Below are 18,433 nucleotides of genomic sequence, written 5' to 3'. Positions count from 1 at the left end.
TCTGAGGCGCGGGTTCGGGGCGGAGCCACGACGGGACCGGCAAGTCGGTCGGGTGGGGGACAAGCCCGCGCAGCGCCGCACCCGGAGATGTTTCCGACATGACGTCGGGAAAGTGTTGCGCCCACCGCGCCACCCGTGATGACATGGTAGCGAGACCGGGTTAGGTCTACCTAACCTCGCCCGCCCCCGAGCCCCAGGAGGCGTCCATGCCGGCATCGGAGCACGCAGCGGAGCAAAGCGCCGAGCGTGAAGCGCGGTCAGGCCGGGCGCGGCCGGTGCCGGTCGCGTCGGCCGTGTCGATGAGGGATCTGCTGGCGTCGTGCGCCGCGGCCACCGCCGTGTCGACCCCGCCGCGTACAAGCAGTGGCGACGCGCACCGCGACGCCGCCTGATCCGTACGCGGTCGTACGCCCCCACCCGTACGGGTGAGCCGCGGGCCTACGGGACCACGACCACCTTCGAGTCGATCGTGGCGAACACCCACAGCGCGTCCCCGTCGGCCGGCTTCATCCGCACGCCGCCCGTCTTCTTCGTCGGGTCCGGGCTGGCCATCGAGCCGTCGACCGCCGCGCTGAAGCCGATGGTCACGCCGTCCACGCTCGCGAAGCGCACCACGTGCTCGATCGGCACGCCGTCGGAGCCGGGGACGTTGCCGGAGCGCGAGGTGACCGTGTACGAGCCGGGCTTCGGGTTCACGGTGGAGGGCATGACCTCGAAGGTGCGCTTCACCTTCTCGTTCGCGTCGACCAGCCACACCCGCCGGTCGCCGAGCGCGTACACGACCCGCACGCCCTTGCCCGAGCCGGCCGGGACGGCCAGCGGGTCCTTCGCCTTCGCCGAGGCCGAGGGGGCGGGGGCCGTGGCCGACGGTCCGGCGCTCGGTGGCTTCGAGGCGTCGAGGTCGTCGGGGACGTTCGCCGACGCCTGGTAGGCGAGGAAACCGACGACCGCCAACGCTGCCGCAGTGAGCCCGGCCACGAGTCCCGAGCTGCTCCGTGCCACCCTGCTCACCTCTCGGATCCCCGAATGTGTGTACTCGGGGTGACGGTAGCACCGTGGTTACGTTCGACGGTGCCGCCATGGCTCCCTCGCCGGAGCCGTAGGCTGTTTGCGTGCTCTTGCTCGCCATGGATACCGCCACGCCCGCCGTCACCGCCGCCCTCCACGACGGCACTTCCGTCGTCGCCGCGTCGAGCCGTGTGGACGCGCGCCGGCACGGGGAACTGCTGCTGCCCGCCGTCGACAAGGTGCTCGCGGAGGCCGGGGTGAAGCTCGACGCCGTCACCGGTGTCGTGGTCGGCGTCGGCCCGGGGCCGTACACGGGTCTGCGGGTCGGCCTGGTCACGGCCGCGACCTTCGCCTCGGCGCTCGGCGTGCCCGTGCACGGGGTGTGCACGCTGGACGGCCTGGCGTACGAGGCCGGGTTCGACGAGCCCTTCGTGGTGGCGACCGACGCGCGGCGCAAGGAGGTCTACTGGGCGCGGTACGAGAACGCCCGCACTCGTACTTCCGACGCCGCCGTGGACCGCCCCGCCGAGATCGCGGAGCAGGTCGCCGGGCTGCCCGCGGTCGGCGCGGGCGCGCTGCTGTACCCGGAGACGTTCCCGGACGCCCGCGGCCCCGAGCAGGTGAGCGCCGCCGCGCTGGCCGCGCTGGCGGCCGAGAAGCTGGCGGCCGGGGAGGAGTTCCTGTCGCCGCAGCCGCTGTATCTGCGCCGCCCCGACGCGCAGGTGCCGAAGAACTACAAGGTGGTCACCCCGAAGTGAGCGCCGCCCTTCCCGAACTGCGCGAGATGCGCTGGTGGGACCTGGAGCCGGTGCTGGAGCTCGAACACGAACTGTTCCCCGAGGACGCCTGGTCGCCCGGCATGTTCTGGTCCGAACTCGCGCACTCCCGCGGCCCGCGGGCCACCCGCCGCTATGTGGTGGCCGAGGACGCGGACGGCAGGGTCGTCGGCTATGCGGGCCTCGCGGCGGCCGGCGGTCTCGGGGACGTGCAGACCATCGCCGTCGCCAGGAGCCAGTGGGGCACCGGGCTCGGCTCCCGGCTGCTGACCGACCTGCTGCAGCACGCCACCGCCTTCGAGTGCGACGAGGTGCTGCTCGAAGTGCGGGTGGACAACACCAGGGCGCAGAAGCTGTACGAGCGTTTCGGCTTCGAGCCCATCGGATTCCGCCGCGGCTACTACCAGCCCGGCAACATCGACGCCCTCGTCATGCGACTGACCGTACAAGGAACAGAGACCAACTGATGGCTGACGAACCGCTCGTACTCGGCATCGAGACCTCCTGCGACGAGACCGGCGTCGGCATCGTCCGCGGCACGACCCTGCTCGCCGACGAGGTCGCCTCGAGTGTCGACACCCACGCCCGTTTCGGCGGCGTCGTGCCGGAGATCGCCTCGCGCGCGCATCTGGAGGCGATGGTTCCGACCATCGAGCGCGCCCTGAGGACGGCCGGCGTCGGCGCGCGCGACCTCGACGGCATCGCGGTCACGGCGGGCCCCGGCCTCGCCGGCGCCCTGCTGGTCGGCGTCTCGGCGGCGAAGGCGTACGCGTACGCCCTGGGCAAGCCGCTGTACGGGGTGAACCACCTGGCCTCGCACATCTGCGTCGACCAGCTGGAGCACGGCCCGCTGCCCGAGCCGACGATGGCGCTGCTGGTCTCCGGCGGGCACTCCTCGCTGCTGCTCGCGCCCGACATCACCAGCGACGTACGCCCCATGGGCGCGACGATCGACGACGCGGCCGGCGAGGCCTTCGACAAGATCGCGCGCGTGCTGGACCTGGGCTTCCCCGGCGGTCCGGTGATCGACCGGCTGGCCAAGGAGGGCGACCCGCAGGCGATCGCGTTCCCGCGCGGACTGAGCGGCTCCAGGGACCCGGCCTACGACTTCTCCTTCTCCGGTCTGAAGACGGCCGTGGCGCGCTGGATCGAGGCCAGGCGGGCGGCGGGCGAGGAGGTGCCGGTGCGGGACGTGGCGGCCTCCTTCCAGGAGGCGGTCGTCGACGTGCTGACCCGCAAGGCGGTGCGGGCCTGCCGGGACCAGGGCGTCGACCACCTGATGATCGGCGGCGGCGTGGCGGCCAACTCCCGGCTGCGGGCCCTCGCGGAGGAGCGCTGCGAGCGGGCCGGGATCAGGCTCCGGGTGCCGCGGCCGAAGCTGTGCACGGACAACGGGGCGATGGTGGCGGCGCTGGGCGCGGAGATGGTTGCCCGGAACCGGCCGGCCTCCGACTGGGAGCTGTCGGCGGACTCCTCGCTGCCGGTGACGGAGCCCCATGTGCCCGGCGCGCACGGCCACGACCATGTGCACGAGGTCAGCAAGGACAACCTGTACTCATGACTGTCGTCGCCCTGATGTGGGAGGCCCGCGCAGTGCCGGAGCGGGGTGCGGAGCTGCTGGAGTGGGTCCGCGCCCAGGAGCTCGCGCGGGAGCCCCTGCGCCGTGAGACGCTGCGGGCCGGGCAGGACCGGGTCCTGGTCATCACCTGGTGGGAGGCCGCGGACATGGCCGCCGACCTGCCGGAACTTCCCGAACCGGCCGACGATCTGATCACCCGTCCGGTGCACCGCTGGCGCTTCGAATCGCTCTCCTGAAGATTTCCCGGAAAACTTCGGCGACGGTGTCGATCGGGCCGTGTCCCGTTCGACGCATGGGTGAGAGACGGGGAACGGCCCCGCCTCACGGACCGAGGAGTCACCGTGCCGCGCTTCCTTTCGATGATCCGCATCGACGAGAACCAGATCCCCGAGGACGGCTTCCCCGAGGGCTTCGACGAGCGCATGGGCGCTCTGCTGGAGGAGATCACCAAGGCCGGGGTCATGCTGGACACCGCCGGTCTCACCCCGACGGCCCAGGGCACCCGTGTCACCTGGTCCGACGGCAAGGTGTCCTACACCGACGGCCCCTTCACCGAGACCAAGGAAGTCGTCGGCGGCTACGCGATGATGCAGTGCAAGGACAAGGCAGAGGCCCTCGAATGGGCGAAGCGTTTCCTGGAGATCCACCCCAAGGAGTGGACGATCACCTGTGAGGTCCGCCAGATCGACGAGGGCTGAGCTTGCCGCTGCTCCGTGCCGGCTGCTCTGATGGGTGGCCGTGACGGCAGCAGGCGCAGTGGAAGCGGTATTCAGGATCGAGTCGGCGCGGATCATCGCCGGTGTCGCCCGCACAGTGCGGGACGTGGGCATCGCCGAGGAGATCGCGCAGGACGCTCTGGTCGCCGCGCTGGAGCAGTGGCCGGAGTCGGGCGTCCCGGAGCGGCCGGGAGCCTGGCTCATGGCCACCGCCAAGCACCGCGCCGTCGATCTCGTACGCCGCAAGGAGACGTACGCCCGCAAGCTCGCGGAGGTCGGCCGCACGCTGGAGGACGTCGGGCCGCCCGTCGAGCCGTCGGACCCCGAGGACATCGACGACGACCTGCTGCGGCTGATCTTCACCGCGTGCCATCCGGTGCTGTCGACCGACGCGCGGATCGCTCTCACGCTGAAACTCCTCGGCGGCCTCACCACCGAGGAGATCGCCCGCGCCTTCCTGGCCTCGGAGCCGGCCGTCGCCCAGCGCATCGTCCGGGCGAAGCGGTCGCTGGCGAAGGCGGGCGTGCCCTTCGAGGTGCCGTACGGCGCGGACCGTGCCGCCCGGCTCGGCTCGGTGCTCGACGTCATCTACCTGATCTTCAACGAGGGTTACTCGGCGACCGCCGGTGACGACCTCGTCCGCCCCGCGCTGTGCGAGGACGCGCTGCGGCTGGCCCGCGTACTGGCCGGGCTGATGCCGGACGAGCCGGAAGTCCACGGCCTGGCGGCCCTGCTGGAGATCCAGGCGTCCCGGATCCCGGCCCGTACCGGCCCCTCGGGAGAACCGGTGCTGCTCGCCGACCAGAACCGCGCCAAGTGGAACCGGCTGCTGATCCGCCGCGGCGTCGAGGCGCTGCACCGGGCGGGCGGCGGCCCGTACGGTCCGTACGCCGTACAGGCCGCGATCGCGGCGTGCCACGCGCAGGCCGCGCGGTACGAGGACACGGACTGGGCGATGATCGCCGCTCTGTACGGGCAGTTGGCGGCCCTGAAGCCGTCCCCCGTGGTGGAACTGAACCGGGCGGTGGCCGTCTCCATGGCGGAGGGCCCCGAGGCCGGCCTGGCGCTGGCCGACGCCCTCACCGATGAACCGGCGCTCAAGGACTACCACTTGCTGCCGAGCGTCCGCGGCGACCTGCTGGCCCGGCTCGGCCGGCGGGCGGAGGCGCGGGCGGAGTTCGAGCGCGCGGCGTCGCTGACCCGCAACGCCCGGGAGCGGGAACTGCTGCTGGCCAGGGCCGCCGATTGCGCCCGGTAGCCTCGTCGCCATGCCGCGCCGTGTCCTGCCTCCTCCGCCGCCGCCTGCCGACATACGCTGCTGGCCCGACCGGGAGGCGCTGCTCGCCGACCGGCGGCGGGCGATGGGCGAGCTGTTCCGGCTGAGCATCGACCCGAAGCGGCTGCTGCTGCTGTGGCTGGTGGTGGCCGGGTTCGCAGCCGGGTGGGCGATCTTCGGCGCGGCGCTGCAGACGTTCGAGCAGGAGCAGGACGTGTTCAGCCACTTCTTCGCCGCGGTCCTCGGCTTCATCGGGCTCGCCTGCATGATCCCGACGGGCGTGGTCGTCGGCTTCGGCATCGCCCACGAGATGGAGCTGCGCGGGCGGTTGCGGCAGTGGAGCGCGCTGGCCCACGACGCGGCCGGCGACGCCCGCTACGGCGCACCGGCCCTGAGCCTGTTCTGGTTCCTGCCGTCGTTCCTGCTGTGCGCGTACGGCCTGTGGCTCTCCTTCACGGCCCCGGCGGGAGCACGGCCGGGCGACACCCTGGCCGGGGTCGTCCTGCTGATGGGCCTGGGCCTGATCCTCTGGCTCACCGGCCTGCTCGGCGTCGTCAAGGCGGTGAGCCACTACCGCTGGGCGCTCCGGCTGGTCGCGCCGGCGGTGCTGCCGTCCGCGGCGCGGGGCGGCGCGCACCGCTGACGGGCCTTTTGGGGCTCGCTCTTACGCCGGGCGGCCGATCAGCATGGTCGGGGCGCCCGCGACGCGGGTCAGGAAGACCGTTGCCGCGTTCCGGCCCTGGGGCTTGACCTTGCGGCGGACCTCTTCGGGTTCGACGGCGGAACCGCGCTTCTTCACGGTGAGGTTGCCGACCTCGCGCTCCCGCAGCAGCGCCTTGAGCTTCTTCATGCTGAAGGGAAGTTCGTCGCTGATCTCGTACGCCGTGGCGTACGGGGTCGGGCGCAGTTCGTCCGAGGTGATGTACGCGATCGTCTCGTCGAGGAGGCCGCCCGACACGTCCTCGGCGACCTCGGCGACCAGGTGGGCGCGGATCGCCGCGCCGTCCGGCTCGTACAGGTAGCGGCCGACCGGCCGGACCGGCGGGTTCGGCAGGCCGCGGCCGGTGAGGGTGTGCGGGCCCGGGAGGAGGGTGGCGCGGACCGCGGACGGGGCGGTGCCGAACCAGAGCACCGCTTCCTTCACGTCGCCGCCGTCCGAGATCCACTCCGCCTCCGCGCCCTCGGGGACCGCCTCGTGGGGGATGCCCGGCGCGACCTTCAGCGCGGCGTGGGGGCGGGCGCGGGCCGCGCCGACGGCCCAGGACAGGGGCGGGGAGTAGGCCTCCGGGTCGAAGATCCGGCCACGGCCGCCCCGGCGGGCGGGGTCGGCGAACACCGCGTCGTACGAGGAGGTGTCCACGTCCGTGACGTCCGCGCAGCGGACCTCGATCAGGCCGGACAGGCCCAGGGCCTCGGCGTTCGCGCGTGCGGCCTCGGCCGTGAGCGGGTCGCGGTCGACGGCCAGGACCGCGATGCCGGCCCGGGCGAGCGCGATCGCGTCCCCGCCGATGCCGCTGCACAGGTCGGCGACGCTGCGGACGCCGAGCGCGGCGAAGCGGGCGGCGCGGTGCTCGGCGACCGGGCGGCGGGTGGACTGCTCGACGCCGTTCGGGGTGAAGAACATCCGGTGGGCGTCCTCCTCGCCGAACTTCGCCACCGCGCGCTGTCTCAGCCGCGCCTGCCCGAGAGCCGCGGAGACCAGCGCAGCCGGATGGTCGCGGCGCAGGCGCGTCGCGACGGAGAGCTCCTGAGCCGGGTCGTAGGAGGCGAGCGAGGCCAGCAGCGCCCCGCCCTCCCCGGTGCGCAGTGCGGCGAATGCGGCGAGCGGGTCGAGGTCGTTCACCGGGCCATTGTGGGCCAGGCGGGGGATGGGGCGCGCACGCCGGAGGTGTCGGGCGGGTGAGCGGGCGGGGCGCTGGCAGGATGCGTCGCCATGCAGCTAGTACGACAAAAGGGAAAGTTGAGAGCGTATCGGGCCCGTGCGGCTCTCACCGCTCTCGTGGTCGCCGCTCTCGGCTCGGGCTGTGCGGCCGAGGGCGCCGCGGAGGCGCCGCGCCCCACCGGCTCCGCCGCCGGGCAGTCGGCGCAACAGGGCCCGGAGGTGAAGAAGCCGGAGGTGAAGAAGCCGGAGGCGAAGCAGCCGGACGCGCAGGAGGCGGCCGGCCCCGCCGGGGCGCTCTCCGCCTACGTGGAGAAGACCAGGCGCAGTCAGAAGGCCCGCGCCGCCGCCGCGAAGAAGTGGGGGCTGACGCGGACCCCGCTCGCGGCGCCCCCGCCGCCCGCCGTGAAACCGGAGATCACCACCCGCAAGGGCTTCGAGGTGCAGGGCGGCAAGGGTCTGCCGCCGGTGTTCACCACCGTGCCGACCAAGGAGAAGATCGTCTTCCTGACGATCGACGACGGCGCGGAGAAGGATCCGGAGCTGCTGCGGATGATGTCCGAACTGCAGATCCCCTACAGCGCCTTCCTCAGCGACTACGTGATCAAGGACGACTACGGCTACTTCGAGAAGATGCGGGACCGCGGGGTGGCGCTGCACAACCACACGCTCACCCACCCGTATCTGCCCGGGCTCTCGTACAGCGAGCAGAAGCGCGAGATCTGCGGCCAGCAGGACAAGCTGGAGAAGCGGTACGGCACCCGCCCCCGGCTGCTGCGCCCGCCGTACGGGAACTACAACAAGGACACCCTGCGCGCCGCGAAGAAGTGCGGGATCGAGGCCGTGCCGCTGTGGGCCTCCGAGGCGTTCCCCGACCACATGGAGTGGCGCGAGTGGGACAGGGACCTGCACCCGGGCGACATCATCCTCACCCACTTCCGCGGCAAGGAGGACTGGAAGGGCACCATGCCCGACATGATCCGGCGGGTGATGAAGACGGTGACGTCCAAGGGATACGCGGTGGCCAGACTGGAGGACTACGTCTGACGGGGCCCGCCGGGAGCGGCGGTGGCGGCCCGGAACCGGGGGTGCGGCCCGGGCGTTGTCCGTACCGGGATTCCGACGGCGCGCGGCGCCACATTGGCACTCCGCTTGACCGAGTGCTAATCACAGTCATAGTCTCGGATCTGGCACTCACCCAGTGAGAGTGCCAACACAGCGACGGGCAGGTCCGGCACCCGCGACGACGGATCCACCTGGTCGCCACCTCAGATCAGTTAACCCCGTGATCTCCGAAGGGGGAGGTCGGATCGTGACGACCGCCAGCTCCAAGGTTGCCATCAAGCCGCTCGAGGACCGCATTGTGGTCCAGCCGCTCGACGCCGAGCAGACCACGGCCTCTGGCCTGGTCATTCCGGACACTGCGAAGGAGAAGCCCCAGGAGGGCGTCGTCCTGGCAGTGGGCCCGGGCCGCTTCGAGAACGGCGAGCGCCTGCCGCTCGACGTGAAGACCGGCGACATCGTGCTGTACAGCAAGTACGGCGGCACCGAAGTGAAGTACAGCGGCGAGGAGTACCTCGTCCTCTCGGCCCGCGACGTGCTCGCGATCGTCGAGAAGTAAGCACCGGCTTCACCTGCATTGCTTTGAGCTGCGCCCCTGGTCACCCCGCGGATTGCCGGGCGGCGAGGGGCGCGGTTCTTTGAACACGACTTTCCGAGAGGGCTGAACCGCTCCCATGGCGAAGATCCTGAAGTTCGACGAGGACGCCCGTCGCGCCCTCGAGCGCGGCGTCAACAAGCTTGCCGACACGGTCAAGGTGACGATCGGCCCTCGCGGCCGCAACGTCGTCATCGACAAGAAGTTCGGCGCTCCCACCATCACCAACGACGGTGTCACCATCGCCCGCGAGGTCGAGATCGAGGACCCGTACGAGAACCTGGGCGCCCAGCTGGTGAAGGAGGTGGCGACCAAGACCAACGACATCGCGGGTGACGGTACGACCACCGCCACCGTGCTGGCCCAGGCGCTGGTCCGCGAGGGACTGCGCAACGTCGCCGCCGGCGCCTCCCCGGCCGCCCTGAAGAAGGGCATCGACGCCGCGGTCAAGGCCGTCTCCGACGAGCTGCTCGCGACCGCCCGTCCGATCGAGGACAAGGCCGACATCGCCGCCGTGGCCGCGCTCTCCGCGCAGGACCAGCAGGTCGGCGAGCTCATCGCCGAGGCGATGGACAAGGTCGGCAAGGACGGTGTCATCACCGTCGAGGAGTCCAACACCTTCGGTCTGGAGCTGGACTTCACCGAGGGCATGGCCTTCGACAAGGGCTACCTGTCCCCGTACATGGTGACCGACCAGGAGCGTATGGAGGCCGTCCTCGACGACCCGTACATCCTGATCCACCAGGGCAAGATCGCCTCCATCCAGGACATGCTGCCGCTGCTGGAGAAGGTCATCCAGGCCGGTGGCTCCAAGCCGCTGCTGATCGTCGCCGAGGACGTCGAGGGCGAGGCCCTGTCGACCCTGGTCGTCAACAAGATCCGCGGCACCTTCAACGCGGTGGCCGTCAAGGCCCCCGGCTTCGGCGACCGCCGCAAGGCGATGCTCGGCGACATGGCCACCCTCACCGGTGCCACCGTCATCGCCGAGGAGGTCGGCCTCAAGCTCGACCAGGCCGGTCTGGACGTGCTGGGCACCGCCCGCCGCGTGACCATCACCAAGGACGACACCACCATCGTCGACGGTGGCGGCAAGTCCGAGGACGTGGCCGGCCGCGTCAACCAGATCAAGGCCGAGATCGAGTCCACCGACTCCGACTGGGACCGTGAGAAGCTCCAGGAGCGCCTCGCGAAGCTGGCCGGCGGCGTGTGCGTGATCAAGGTCGGCGCCGCCACCGAGGTGGAGCTGAAGGAGAAGAAGCACCGTCTCGAGGACGCCATCTCCGCGACCCGCGCCGCGGTCGAGGAGGGCATCGTCTCCGGTGGCGGCTCCGCGCTCGTCCACGCTGTGAAGGTGCTCGAGGGCAACCTGGGCAAGGAGGGCGACGAGGCCACCGGTGTCGCCGTCGTCCGCCGCGCCGCCGTCGAGCCGCTGCGCTGGATCGCGGAGAACGCCGGCCTCGAGGGCTACGTCATCACCGCCAAGGTGGCCGAGCTCGAGGCGGGCAACGGCTTCAACGCCGCGACCGGCGAGTACGGCGACCTGGTCAAGGCCGGCGTCATCGACCCGGTCAAGGTCACGCGCTCCGCTCTGGAGAACGCCGCCTCCATCGCCTCCCTGCTGCTCACGACCGAGACCCTGGTCGTCGAGAAGCCGGCCGAGGACGAGGGCGACGCGGGCCACGGCCACGGTCACGGCCACAGCCACTGACGCACCCGCGGTCGACCGACCCGGCAAGCGCCGAAAGAAGGCCCCCGTCCCGCCGAGCGCGGGACGGGGGCCTTCCTTTGCTGGGGCGTGCACACGACTACTGGGGCGTTCACACGGCCTTCTTGCGGCCTGGCCCCCCGCGGCTGTGGTTTCACATGGCGCCGAGCTGCCGCATCAGGCGCAGCAGGTCCATGTGCCACCAGCCTTCCTTGATCTTCGCGTCCTCGAAGCGGAAGATCGTCGTCCCGGTCATGGTGCACTGCTCGCCGGTGGCGGGGATGCCCTGGAAGTCGCCCTTGTGCCGGCCGTTCCAGGTCCACAGCGTCACGACGTCGTCCCCTTCGGTGATCTGCCGGTCGAGCTCGAAGGTGAAGTCGAAGGCGTCGCGCCACATGGTGAGGTCCCGGCTGATGACGTCCATGCCGGTCTCGGCGTCCTCCTCGTTGGCGATGTCGTGGTCGGTGTAGTCCGCCGCGAACACCTCCGGGATGGCCTCCAGGTTGCCGCCGGAGGCGATCTCGTGGAAGAAGCGGCGGGCGGTCGCCGAGTTGAGCTGCTCCTCACGGACCACGTCGAGGTCGGTGAAGGACGGCATGCCGTCGCAGAGCGCCACCATCTCCTTGAACATCTTGTCCGTCTCCGGCAGCCGGGAGTTCTTCATCGCCTCCTCGTACGAGGGGAACTCCACGATCTCGACGTAGTGGTTGCTCTCGGTGCGGTCCTTTCCGGTGACGGCGTGGGCGGTGGTCCGCTTCCCCTTGGTCTTTTCGACCCACTGGTCCATGACCGCGTTCATGTCGTCGAACCTGGCGGTCTTGTAGTCGATGATCTGCACGAACTTCATGGCGCCTCCCGGGCGGCTGCGGCCCCCGATGGGATACGTCCATTCTAGTGATATACATCACATCCTGTGGTCCGGGAGTCGCCGCGGCCGGACTACTGGGGCCCGTACTTCCGGCCCGTCCTCGACGTGATCCCGCCGAGCAGTCCGCGCGGCGTCAGCTTCACGACACCCATCAGCGCCTTGTACCGCGGATCGGGGACGGAGAGCGACTTCCCCTTCGCCAGGTCGGCCAGCGCCGCGGCCACCAGCTTGTCCGCGTCCAGCCACATCCAGCCGGGGATGTTGTCCGTGCCCATCCCGGCCCGCTGGTGGAACTCGGTCCGCACGAAACCGGGGCACAGGGCCATCAGCCGCACCCCCGTGCCGGCCAGGTCCCTGGCCGCGCCCTGGGTGAACTGCACGACCCACGCCTTCGACGCGCCGTAGGTGCCGCGGGGCACGAACGCGGCGACCGACGCCACGTTCACCACGCCGCCCCGGCCGCGCTCCCGCATCGGCTCCGCCGCGGCGGCCGTCAGACGCAGCACCGCCTCGCAGTGCACCTTCAGCATCGTCAGTTCGTCGGCCATCGACACGTCCAGGAAACGGCCCTTGTTCCCGAATCCCGCGTTGTTGACCAGCAGGTCGACGGGGTGGGTACGGTCCGCCAGACGGCGCTCGACCGCGGTGATCCCGTCCTCCGCCGACAGGTCCGCCGTCAGCACCTCCGCCTCGATGCCGTGGCCGTCGTGCAGCTCGGTGGCCTGTGCCTGCAGCCGCTCGGTGTCCCGGGCCACCAGCACCAGGTTGTGGCCGTCGGCCGCCAGCCGCCGCGCGAAGGCGGCGCCGATGCCCGCGGTCGCGCCCGTGATCAGTGCAGTCGTCATACGGGCACGTTAATGCCCCGCGTGCGAGTGCGGCGTACCCGCCTTCCCCGCCCGCTGCCCCTTCTCCACGACCACGAACTGCCCCATCATGCCGCCGTCCTCGTGGTACAGCAGATGGCAGTGGTACATGTACGGAGTGTCCGGATCGGCGGGCCCGGTGAACCGCATCGCGAGCTTCACGGTCCTTCCGCCGGGCACGAAGACGGTGTCCTTGGCCCCGCGCAGCTCCGGCGGCGGCCGCCTGCCGTCCACCTCCAGCACCCTGAACTGCACGTCGTGCACGTGGAAGTTGTGCGGGGCGCCGTCCTGGTTGCGTACGATCCACGTCTCCGACGTGCCGCGGGTGACCGCCGCGTCGATCCGGTCCATGTCCATGGCCCTGCCGTTGATCCCGGACGTCCGCAGCGCGAAGGAGCGCTCGCGTACGGAGTCGGAGCCGTCGGGGAGCTCCAGTTCGCCCAGTTCCGCGGGGAGTTCGGGGGAGGGGCGCAGGGTGTCCGCGGCCCGCAGCTCGAGGACGTCGAAGGTGTCGTCGCCGCCGTTGAAGCGGGTCTGCCAGAAGTCGCCGTAGTCCTGCCGCGGGAAGCTGCGCAGCACGGTCCGCTCACCCGGTGCCATCCGCACCACGATCTCGGCCCGCTCGCCGGGCGAGAGCTGGACGCGGTCCATGGCGGCCGGCCGCTCCAGCAGTCCGCCGTCCGTGCCGACGAGGGAGAACCGCCGGCCGTCGGTGAACCCGAAGTCGTAGATCCGGGCGGTGGAGGCGTTGAGCAGCCGCAGCCTCACCAGCTCGTCCCGGACCACCTTGTACGGCTCGAGCGTGCCGTTGACCATCGTCCGGTCGCCGAGGAACCCGCTGCCCGCCATCAGCCTGTGGCCGTGGTCGAACTCCGCGCCGTCGAACCGTACGTCCTGCACCACGACCGGCAGGTCGTCGACGCCGTACCGCTTCGGCAGCGGCAGCTCCGCCGACCTCTCGTCGTCCAGCAGGAACAGCCCGGCCAGCCCCCGTTGCACATGCTTCTCCGTCCGCCCGTGCGGATGCGGGTGGTACCAGAGGGTCGCGGCCGGCTGGTCGACCGTCCAGTGCGGCGACCAGGACGCGCCGGGCGCCACCATCTGGTGCGGGCCGCCGTCCATCCGCGCGGGCAGATGCATTCCGTGCCAGTGGACGGTCGACTGCTCGTCCAGCGTGTTCCTGACCCGCACCTGGACCTTCTCGCCGCGCTTGGCGCGCAGGGTCGGTCCGAGGTAGTCGCCGTTGAAGCCCCAGGTGGGCGTCTTCGACCCGGCCCTGAACTCCTTGTGCCCCGCCCGCATCGTCAGATCGAAGACCCGCGTGCCGTCGTCGCGCACCGTCGACGGCGCGAGGGGCGGCACGGCCATCTCCCGGGTGAACTCCGTGCCGGCCGTGGACACATCGGCGTCCGCATAGAGCCAGAGCCCTCCGCCGCCGAGAGCGAGGACGAGGGCGACGGCGGCCGAGCAGAGGACGACCAGGACGCGTTTCACAGGAGACATGTCCTTCAGCGTCACGGCCGCCCGTGACCCGCGGCATCGGGGGACGCCCCCAGCCGCCCCCGATCCGTCGCGCCGGCCCCCTCGGGGATGTCCCCCATGCGCGGGCCGGCGCCGTGCTGCGTGCCGCGCGGTCAGGCGGTACCGGTGGGGACCGCTTCGTCGCCGTGCGCCGGGTCGTGCGCCGGGCCGTGCTTGGCGACGTACGCGCGGGCGTTCTTCAGCAGTTCCGCATGGAGGGCCTCACCGGCCGCCAGCACCCGGGGCAGCAGTGTCCGCTCGGTCGTCTGAGCCCTGAACGCCATCGCCACCGTGACGTCGTGCGCCGGCCGGTGCACGATCTCGACGGGGTCGCCCGAGCGGATCTCGCCCGGCTCGATCACCCGCAGGTACGCCCCGGAGGCGCCGTTGCCGGTGAAGCGCCTGACCCAGCCCTTCTCGCCGAGCCGGCCCGCGAACGTACGGCACGGGACGCGGCCCGAAGTGACCTCCAGCACCAGCGAGTCGCCGACGCGCCAGCGCTCGCCGATCAACGCGCCGTTGACGTCCACGCCGCTGGTGGTGAGGTTCTCGCCGAACACGCCGTTGGTGAGGGTGCGCCCCAACTCCCGTTCCCAGGCGTCGAGATCCTCCCGGGCGAACGCGTAGACGGCCTGGTCCGACCCGCCGTGGTGGCGCAGATCGCAGACCGCGTCGCCCGCCAGGCCGCTCCCGCCCTGTCCCTTGGGGCCCGGGTCCGCCACCCGGACGGGCCCGTCGGCCGGACGCTTGTCGATCCCGGTCGTGCCGCCCGGCGCATCGGAGTAGTCGACGGCCTTGGGCCGCCCCAGGTTCACGGTCAAGAGCTTCATGCCGGTCACGCTAATCGACCACGCCTCAAAGTGTCCCCGGGATTTTCAGCCCTTCCTCCAAGCGTCGCTTATGCTGGGTTTGTGATCGAAGCCCGCCACCTCCGCGTCCTGCGTGCCGTCGCCGCCACCGGCTCGTTCTCCGCGGCCGCCCGCGAACTGGGCTGCACCCAGCCCGCGGTCAGCCAGCAGATGAAGGCGCTCGAGAGCTCCGCGGGCACCCCGCTGCTGATCCGGACCGGCCGCGAGATGCGCCTCACCCAGGCCGGTGAAGCCCTCGTCCGCCACGCGTCCGGCATCCTCGCCGGGCTCACCGCCGCGGAGGAGGAGGTCGCGGCGATCGCCGGCCTCCGGGCCGGCCGGGTGCGTCTCGTCTCGTTCCCCAGCGGCAGCTCCACCCTGGTCCCCACCGCGCTCGCCGCCCTGCGCGCGGCCCACCCCGGCACGCGCGTCTCCCTCGTCGACGCCGAGCCGCCGCGCTCAGTCGAGATGCTGCGCGACGGCGACTGCGACGTGGCGCTCGCGTTCCGGTACGGGGTGGCGGCCGGGGCATCCGGTGCGGAGTCGGAGTGGGCCGACCTGGAGGTGCGGCCCCTGCTCACCGACCGGCTCGTCGGCCTGGTGCCCGAGGGGCACCGCCTCGCCGGAGCGGCCTCCGTCGCCATCGCCGACCTCGCGGAGGAGTCGTGGATCGCCGGCTGCCCGCGCTGCCGCCGGCAGCTCGTGGACGCCTGCGAGGAGGCGGGCTTCACCCCGCGCATCGACTTCGCCACCGACGACTACCCGGCGGTGATCGGCCTGGTCGGCGCGGGGCTGGGCGTCGCCGTACTGCCGGAGCTGGCGCTGGAGTCGGTACGGCCCAAGGGCGCCCGGCTGGTGACGGTCGAACCAGCCATCGACCGCGAGATCGTGGCGCTCACCCTGCCGGACCTGGCCCATGTCCCGGCGGTCTCCGCGACCCTGACGGAACTGGCGCGGGCGGCGTCGCGCTGAGACGTTTCCGGGCGGGGCCCGGTGGGTCCGGGTTCACGTTTCCGGGCGGGGCCCGGTGGGTCCGGTTCAGGTTTCCGGGCCTGGCCGGGTCTGTGTCGTTCGGCGTCCGGGGGCCGCGCGTCCGGGCGGGGCCCGGTCCTGTGCGCTTGCGTCCGGGGGCATGTCCGGGACTGCTTTCCCGTACTTGCCGGTCCCTGTCCGACGACGCCTTACGTCCCGGACACGCCCCCTTGCGCGTCCCCCTGCCCCGGGGGCGGCCCTTTCGGTACTGCCGGTGGGCCGGTGCGGGTGGACCGGCGGCGGCCCCCGGTCTCGGGGGCCGGGGGCCGGAGTGGTGGTGCGGTCGGGGCAGATTGCCGACCGTGCGGACACGAGGTGGTGCAGGAACGTTTCTTCCGTTGGGGCGTACGGCTCGTGCGTCAGCCGTGCCCTGCGCTCGTCGCGGGAACCAGCCGATGGCGTGCCCGTCCCATGAGTTCCTCGCGCTCGTCCTCCGTCAGCCCGCCCCAGACGCCGTAGGGCTCGCGTACGGCCAGCGCATGCGCCGCGCACTCGGCCCGTACCGGGCACCTCATGCAGACCTCCTTCGCCGAGTTCTCGCGCGCGCTGCGCGCTGCGCCTCGCTCGCCCTCCGGGTGGAAGAAGAGCGAGCTGTCGACCCCACGGCATGCCGCGAGGAGCTGCCAGTCCCACAGATCGGCGTTGGGTCCGGGAAGGCGAGAGAAATCTGCCATGGCGCATGTCCCCTTGAAACCGTGCTGGGTGGATACAGGACCAGGTCGGAAACGGGCGGGACGCCGACCGGACGTGCGCCGGATCCGGCACCAGCACCGTGCCAACGACCGTACATCTGCTGTGTAAGTAGATGTAAATATGACTCATTGCGAATCTAGCCATAGACACCGGAAAAAGGGAAGAAAAGCCGCTGAATGGGGCAGGGCCCGCATCCGCCGGTGCACGGGTGCTCCGCCTGTGCGGTGTGAAACCTCGGTGGGCTCCCGTCGGGTCCCCGCGGCCCGGTGGAACCGGCGATCACGCCCGCCGGTCGGCCCCTCACGCAGCGTGCGGAAGTGCTGCGTACGACCCGTAACTCTTTCGAGTGACCGTCGTTGAGAGTGCGGAGGCGGTTGAAGGAACAAGCGCTCGGGCACATGTCCGAGAGCGTTCAACCGCACAGGTGAAGAAACGTACCCAGCCTGGAGGCTCAAGGTGACGCGCATCAGCTGCGGAGGGCGGCCATGACATCCGTCCTCGTCTGCGACGACTCCCCGCTTGCCCGAGAGGCGCTCCGCCGCGCGGTCGCGACCGTGCCCGGCGTCGAGCGCGTGACGACCGCGGCCAACGGCGAGGAAGTCCTCCGCCGCTGGGGCGCCGATCGTTCGGACCTGATTCTGATGGACGTACGCATGCCCGGACTGGGCGGCGTCGAGACGGTGCGCCGGCTGCTCTCCGCCGACCCGGGCGCCCGGATCATCATGCTGACCGTCGCGGAGGACCTCGACGGTGTCGCGCTCGCGGTCGCCGCAGGCGCCCGCGGCTATCTGCACAAGGACGCGTCGCGCGCCGAGCTGCGCGCGACCGTCACCCAGGCGCTCGCCGACCCCACGTGGCGGCTTGCGCCGCGCCGGCTCCGGTCGGCCGAGATGGGCGCCGCGCCCACGCTCACCGCGCGTGAGATCCAGGTCCTCGAGGGCATGAGCCACGGCCGCTCCAACGCGGAGATCGGGCGCGAGCTCTTCCTCTCGGAAGACACGGTGAAGACGCACGCCAGGCGGCTGTTCAAGAAGCTCGGCGCCTCGGACCGGGCGCACGCCGTGGCGCTCGGATTCCGCTGGGGCCTGGTCCGCTGAGGACCGCAGGAACGGGACGGCGCGGGATGACGGATGCCCGAGGGCATCCGTTTCCCGCGTGATGCCGCATCCTTGAGGGTGTGGAGTTCCTCGGGGACGAGTCGGTCGAGCGGGAGGGGAGGGCGCAGGAGATGAGTTCCGGCGCACCTGCTCATAACGCTTCGGTGCACAACACGGGACGCGGTGCCGCGGACGATCGCGGTCCAGGGCACCATGGACCGATGCGCGACGACGAGGCGGTGACCGCCCAGGGGGCCATCGGGGCACTCGTGCACCGTGCCGTCGACGGCGACGAACAGGCGACGCACGACCTGCTGGCGCATGTGCATCCGCTCGCGCTGCGTTTCTGCCGCTCGCGTCTCAGCCGGCTGCCGGGTGACGCGCGGCACTTCGTCGAGGATCTCGCCCAGGAGGTCTGCGTCGCGGTGCTGATGGCGCTGCCGCGCTACAAGGACACCGGGCGGCCCTTCGAGGCCTTCGTCTTCGCCATCGCGTCCCACAAGGTCGCCGATCTGCAGCGGGCGGCGATGCGCCATCCGGGGTCGACGGCCGTGCCGTCCGACGAGATGCCGGAGCGGCCCGACGACTCGCTCGGTCCGGAGGAGCGGGCGCTGCTCAGCGACGACGCCGAGTGGGCCAAGAGGCTGCTCGCCAATCTGCCGGAGAACCAGCGGGAGCTGCTGGTGCTCAGGGTCGCCGTCGGGCTGACCGCGGAGGAGACCGGTCAGATGCTGGGGATGTCGCCCGGCGCCGTCCGGGTCGCACAGCACCGCGCGCTCAGCCGGCTGCGGGCGCTGGCGGAGCAGTGAACCGGTCGCCGGCCTGTTCCGTATGACTCAGTGGCGAGTCGTGCGAACGTCCAAAGCTGTTCATCGATCTTGATCGTGGAATGAGACGGCGTCTCGGGCCGTTAGC

The 18,433-nt window shown here is 71.5% G+C and carries 21 protein-coding genes; 14 read left to right on the top strand and 7 right to left on the bottom strand.

The annotated features are described in order from the left end of the window. Positions 1-206: 206 nt before the first annotated feature. Positions 207-392 (top strand): hypothetical protein, encoded by a 186-nt coding sequence (locus ACWD01_RS12595; protein ID WP_451160932.1) that lies wholly within the window; start codon positions 207-209, stop codon positions 390-392. 46 nt (positions 393-438) lie between these two features. Here the strand turns inward: ACWD01_RS12595 and ACWD01_RS12590 are convergent, their stop codons facing one another. Beyond that, complete coding sequence (locus tag ACWD01_RS12590) at positions 439-978, bottom strand: hypothetical protein (RefSeq protein ID WP_451161121.1); 540 nt, start codon at positions 976-978, stop codon at positions 439-441. Between the two features lie 134 nt (positions 979-1,112). Here ACWD01_RS12590 and tsaB point away from each other — a divergent pair, with 134 nt between their 5' ends. The 7 genes from tsaB to ACWD01_RS12555 all read left to right on the top strand — a co-directional run bounded on the left by tsaB (position 1,113) and on the right by ACWD01_RS12555 (position 5,998). Next, a complete protein-coding gene (gene tsaB / locus ACWD01_RS12585; protein ID WP_451160930.1) occupies positions 1,113-1,766 on the top strand; it encodes a tRNA (adenosine(37)-N6)-threonylcarbamoyltransferase complex dimerization subunit type 1 TsaB in 654 nt (217 codons plus the stop codon). A gap of 26 nt (positions 1,767-1,792) precedes the next feature. Beyond that, a complete protein-coding gene (gene rimI / locus ACWD01_RS12580) occupies positions 1,793-2,251 on the top strand; it encodes a ribosomal protein S18-alanine N-acetyltransferase (RefSeq protein ID WP_451161119.1) in 459 nt (152 codons plus the stop codon). Further along, positions 2,251-3,345 carry a tRNA (adenosine(37)-N6)-threonylcarbamoyltransferase complex transferase subunit TsaD gene (gene tsaD, locus ACWD01_RS12575; RefSeq protein ID WP_451160928.1) on the top strand — a complete coding sequence of 365 codons (1,095 nt, stop codon included), beginning with the start codon at positions 2,251-2,253 and terminating at the stop codon, positions 3,343-3,345. The genes rimI and tsaD overlap by 1 nt, the downstream gene beginning before the upstream one ends. Next, the gene (locus ACWD01_RS12570; protein ID WP_451160926.1) at positions 3,342-3,599 is read left to right on the top strand and encodes a hypothetical protein; all 258 of its coding nucleotides are present in this window, start codon (positions 3,342-3,344) and stop codon (positions 3,597-3,599) included. Before tsaD ends, ACWD01_RS12570 begins: the two co-directional genes overlap by 4 nt. 105 nt (positions 3,600-3,704) lie before the next feature. Beyond that, complete coding sequence (locus ACWD01_RS12565; protein ID WP_451160924.1) at positions 3,705-4,061, top strand: YciI family protein; 357 nt, start codon at positions 3,705-3,707, stop codon at positions 4,059-4,061. A gap of 40 nt (positions 4,062-4,101) precedes the next feature. Then, complete coding sequence (locus tag ACWD01_RS12560; protein WP_451160922.1) at positions 4,102-5,337, top strand: RNA polymerase sigma factor; 1,236 nt, start codon at positions 4,102-4,104, stop codon at positions 5,335-5,337. Between the two features lie 10 nt (positions 5,338-5,347). Then, positions 5,348-5,998: a hypothetical protein gene (locus ACWD01_RS12555; RefSeq protein ID WP_451160920.1), complete on the top strand. Its 651-nt coding sequence runs from the start codon at positions 5,348-5,350 to the stop codon at positions 5,996-5,998. A gap of 21 nt (positions 5,999-6,019) precedes the next feature. Here the strand turns inward: ACWD01_RS12555 and ACWD01_RS12550 are convergent, their stop codons facing one another. Next, complete coding sequence (locus tag ACWD01_RS12550) at positions 6,020-7,198, bottom strand: class I SAM-dependent methyltransferase (RefSeq protein ID WP_451160918.1); 1,179 nt, start codon at positions 7,196-7,198, stop codon at positions 6,020-6,022. A gap of 90 nt (positions 7,199-7,288) precedes the next feature. On the opposite strand from ACWD01_RS12550, the gene ACWD01_RS12545 reads away from it, so the two are divergent. The 3 genes from ACWD01_RS12545 to groL all read left to right on the top strand — a co-directional run bounded on the left by ACWD01_RS12545 (position 7,289) and on the right by groL (position 10,599). Beyond that, positions 7,289-8,281: a polysaccharide deacetylase family protein gene (locus ACWD01_RS12545; protein WP_451160916.1), complete on the top strand. Its 993-nt coding sequence runs from the start codon at positions 7,289-7,291 to the stop codon at positions 8,279-8,281. 265 nt (positions 8,282-8,546) lie between these two features. Continuing rightward, complete coding sequence (gene groES / locus ACWD01_RS12540; protein ID WP_005313390.1) at positions 8,547-8,855, top strand: co-chaperone GroES; 309 nt, start codon at positions 8,547-8,549, stop codon at positions 8,853-8,855. 115 nt (positions 8,856-8,970) lie between these two features. Beyond that, positions 8,971-10,599 carry a chaperonin GroEL gene (groL, locus tag ACWD01_RS12535; protein ID WP_356895264.1) on the top strand — a complete coding sequence of 543 codons (1,629 nt, stop codon included), beginning with the start codon at positions 8,971-8,973 and terminating at the stop codon, positions 10,597-10,599. A 151-nt stretch (positions 10,600-10,750) separates the two neighbouring features. Here the strand turns inward: groL and ACWD01_RS12530 are convergent, their stop codons facing one another. From ACWD01_RS12530 to ACWD01_RS12515, 4 genes are all read right to left on the bottom strand, one after another. Continuing rightward, positions 10,751-11,443: an ester cyclase gene (locus ACWD01_RS12530; RefSeq protein ID WP_451160913.1), complete on the bottom strand. Its 693-nt coding sequence runs from the start codon at positions 11,441-11,443 to the stop codon at positions 10,751-10,753. Between the two features lie 92 nt (positions 11,444-11,535). Further along, a complete protein-coding gene (locus ACWD01_RS12525; protein WP_451160911.1) occupies positions 11,536-12,309 on the bottom strand; it encodes an SDR family NAD(P)-dependent oxidoreductase in 774 nt (257 codons plus the stop codon). A 9-nt stretch (positions 12,310-12,318) separates the two neighbouring features. Further along, positions 12,319-13,830, bottom strand: a complete 1,512-nt coding sequence (locus ACWD01_RS12520) for a multicopper oxidase family protein (protein WP_451160909.1) — start codon at positions 13,828-13,830, stop codon at positions 12,319-12,321. Between the two features lie 131 nt (positions 13,831-13,961). After that, positions 13,962-14,678: an MOSC domain-containing protein gene (locus ACWD01_RS12515; protein WP_451160907.1), complete on the bottom strand. Its 717-nt coding sequence runs from the start codon at positions 14,676-14,678 to the stop codon at positions 13,962-13,964. An 81-nt stretch (positions 14,679-14,759) separates the two neighbouring features. Between ACWD01_RS12515 and ACWD01_RS12510 the strand changes: the two genes are divergently transcribed. Next, a complete protein-coding gene (locus tag ACWD01_RS12510) occupies positions 14,760-15,668 on the top strand; it encodes a LysR family transcriptional regulator (RefSeq protein WP_451160905.1) in 909 nt (302 codons plus the stop codon). A 419-nt stretch (positions 15,669-16,087) separates the two neighbouring features. On the opposite strand, the gene ACWD01_RS12505 is transcribed toward ACWD01_RS12510, so the two are convergent. Continuing rightward, positions 16,088-16,402, bottom strand: coding sequence for a WhiB family transcriptional regulator (locus ACWD01_RS12505; RefSeq protein ID WP_356895276.1), 315 nt, complete (start codon positions 16,400-16,402; stop codon positions 16,088-16,090). Positions 16,403-16,906: 504 nt separating this feature from the next. On the opposite strand from ACWD01_RS12505, the gene ACWD01_RS12500 reads away from it, so the two are divergent. Beyond that, a complete protein-coding gene (locus ACWD01_RS12500) occupies positions 16,907-17,518 on the top strand; it encodes a response regulator transcription factor (RefSeq protein ID WP_003948568.1) in 612 nt (203 codons plus the stop codon). A 221-nt stretch (positions 17,519-17,739) separates the two neighbouring features. Beyond that, positions 17,740-18,327, top strand: a complete 588-nt coding sequence (locus ACWD01_RS12495) for a sigma-70 family RNA polymerase sigma factor (RefSeq protein WP_100108644.1) — start codon at positions 17,740-17,742, stop codon at positions 18,325-18,327. Positions 18,328-18,433 lie beyond the last annotated feature (106 nt).

It is taken from the genome of Streptomyces sp. NPDC002835 (genome assembly GCF_053591995.1).
This window is presented reverse-complemented; position numbering and strand designations above follow the sequence as displayed.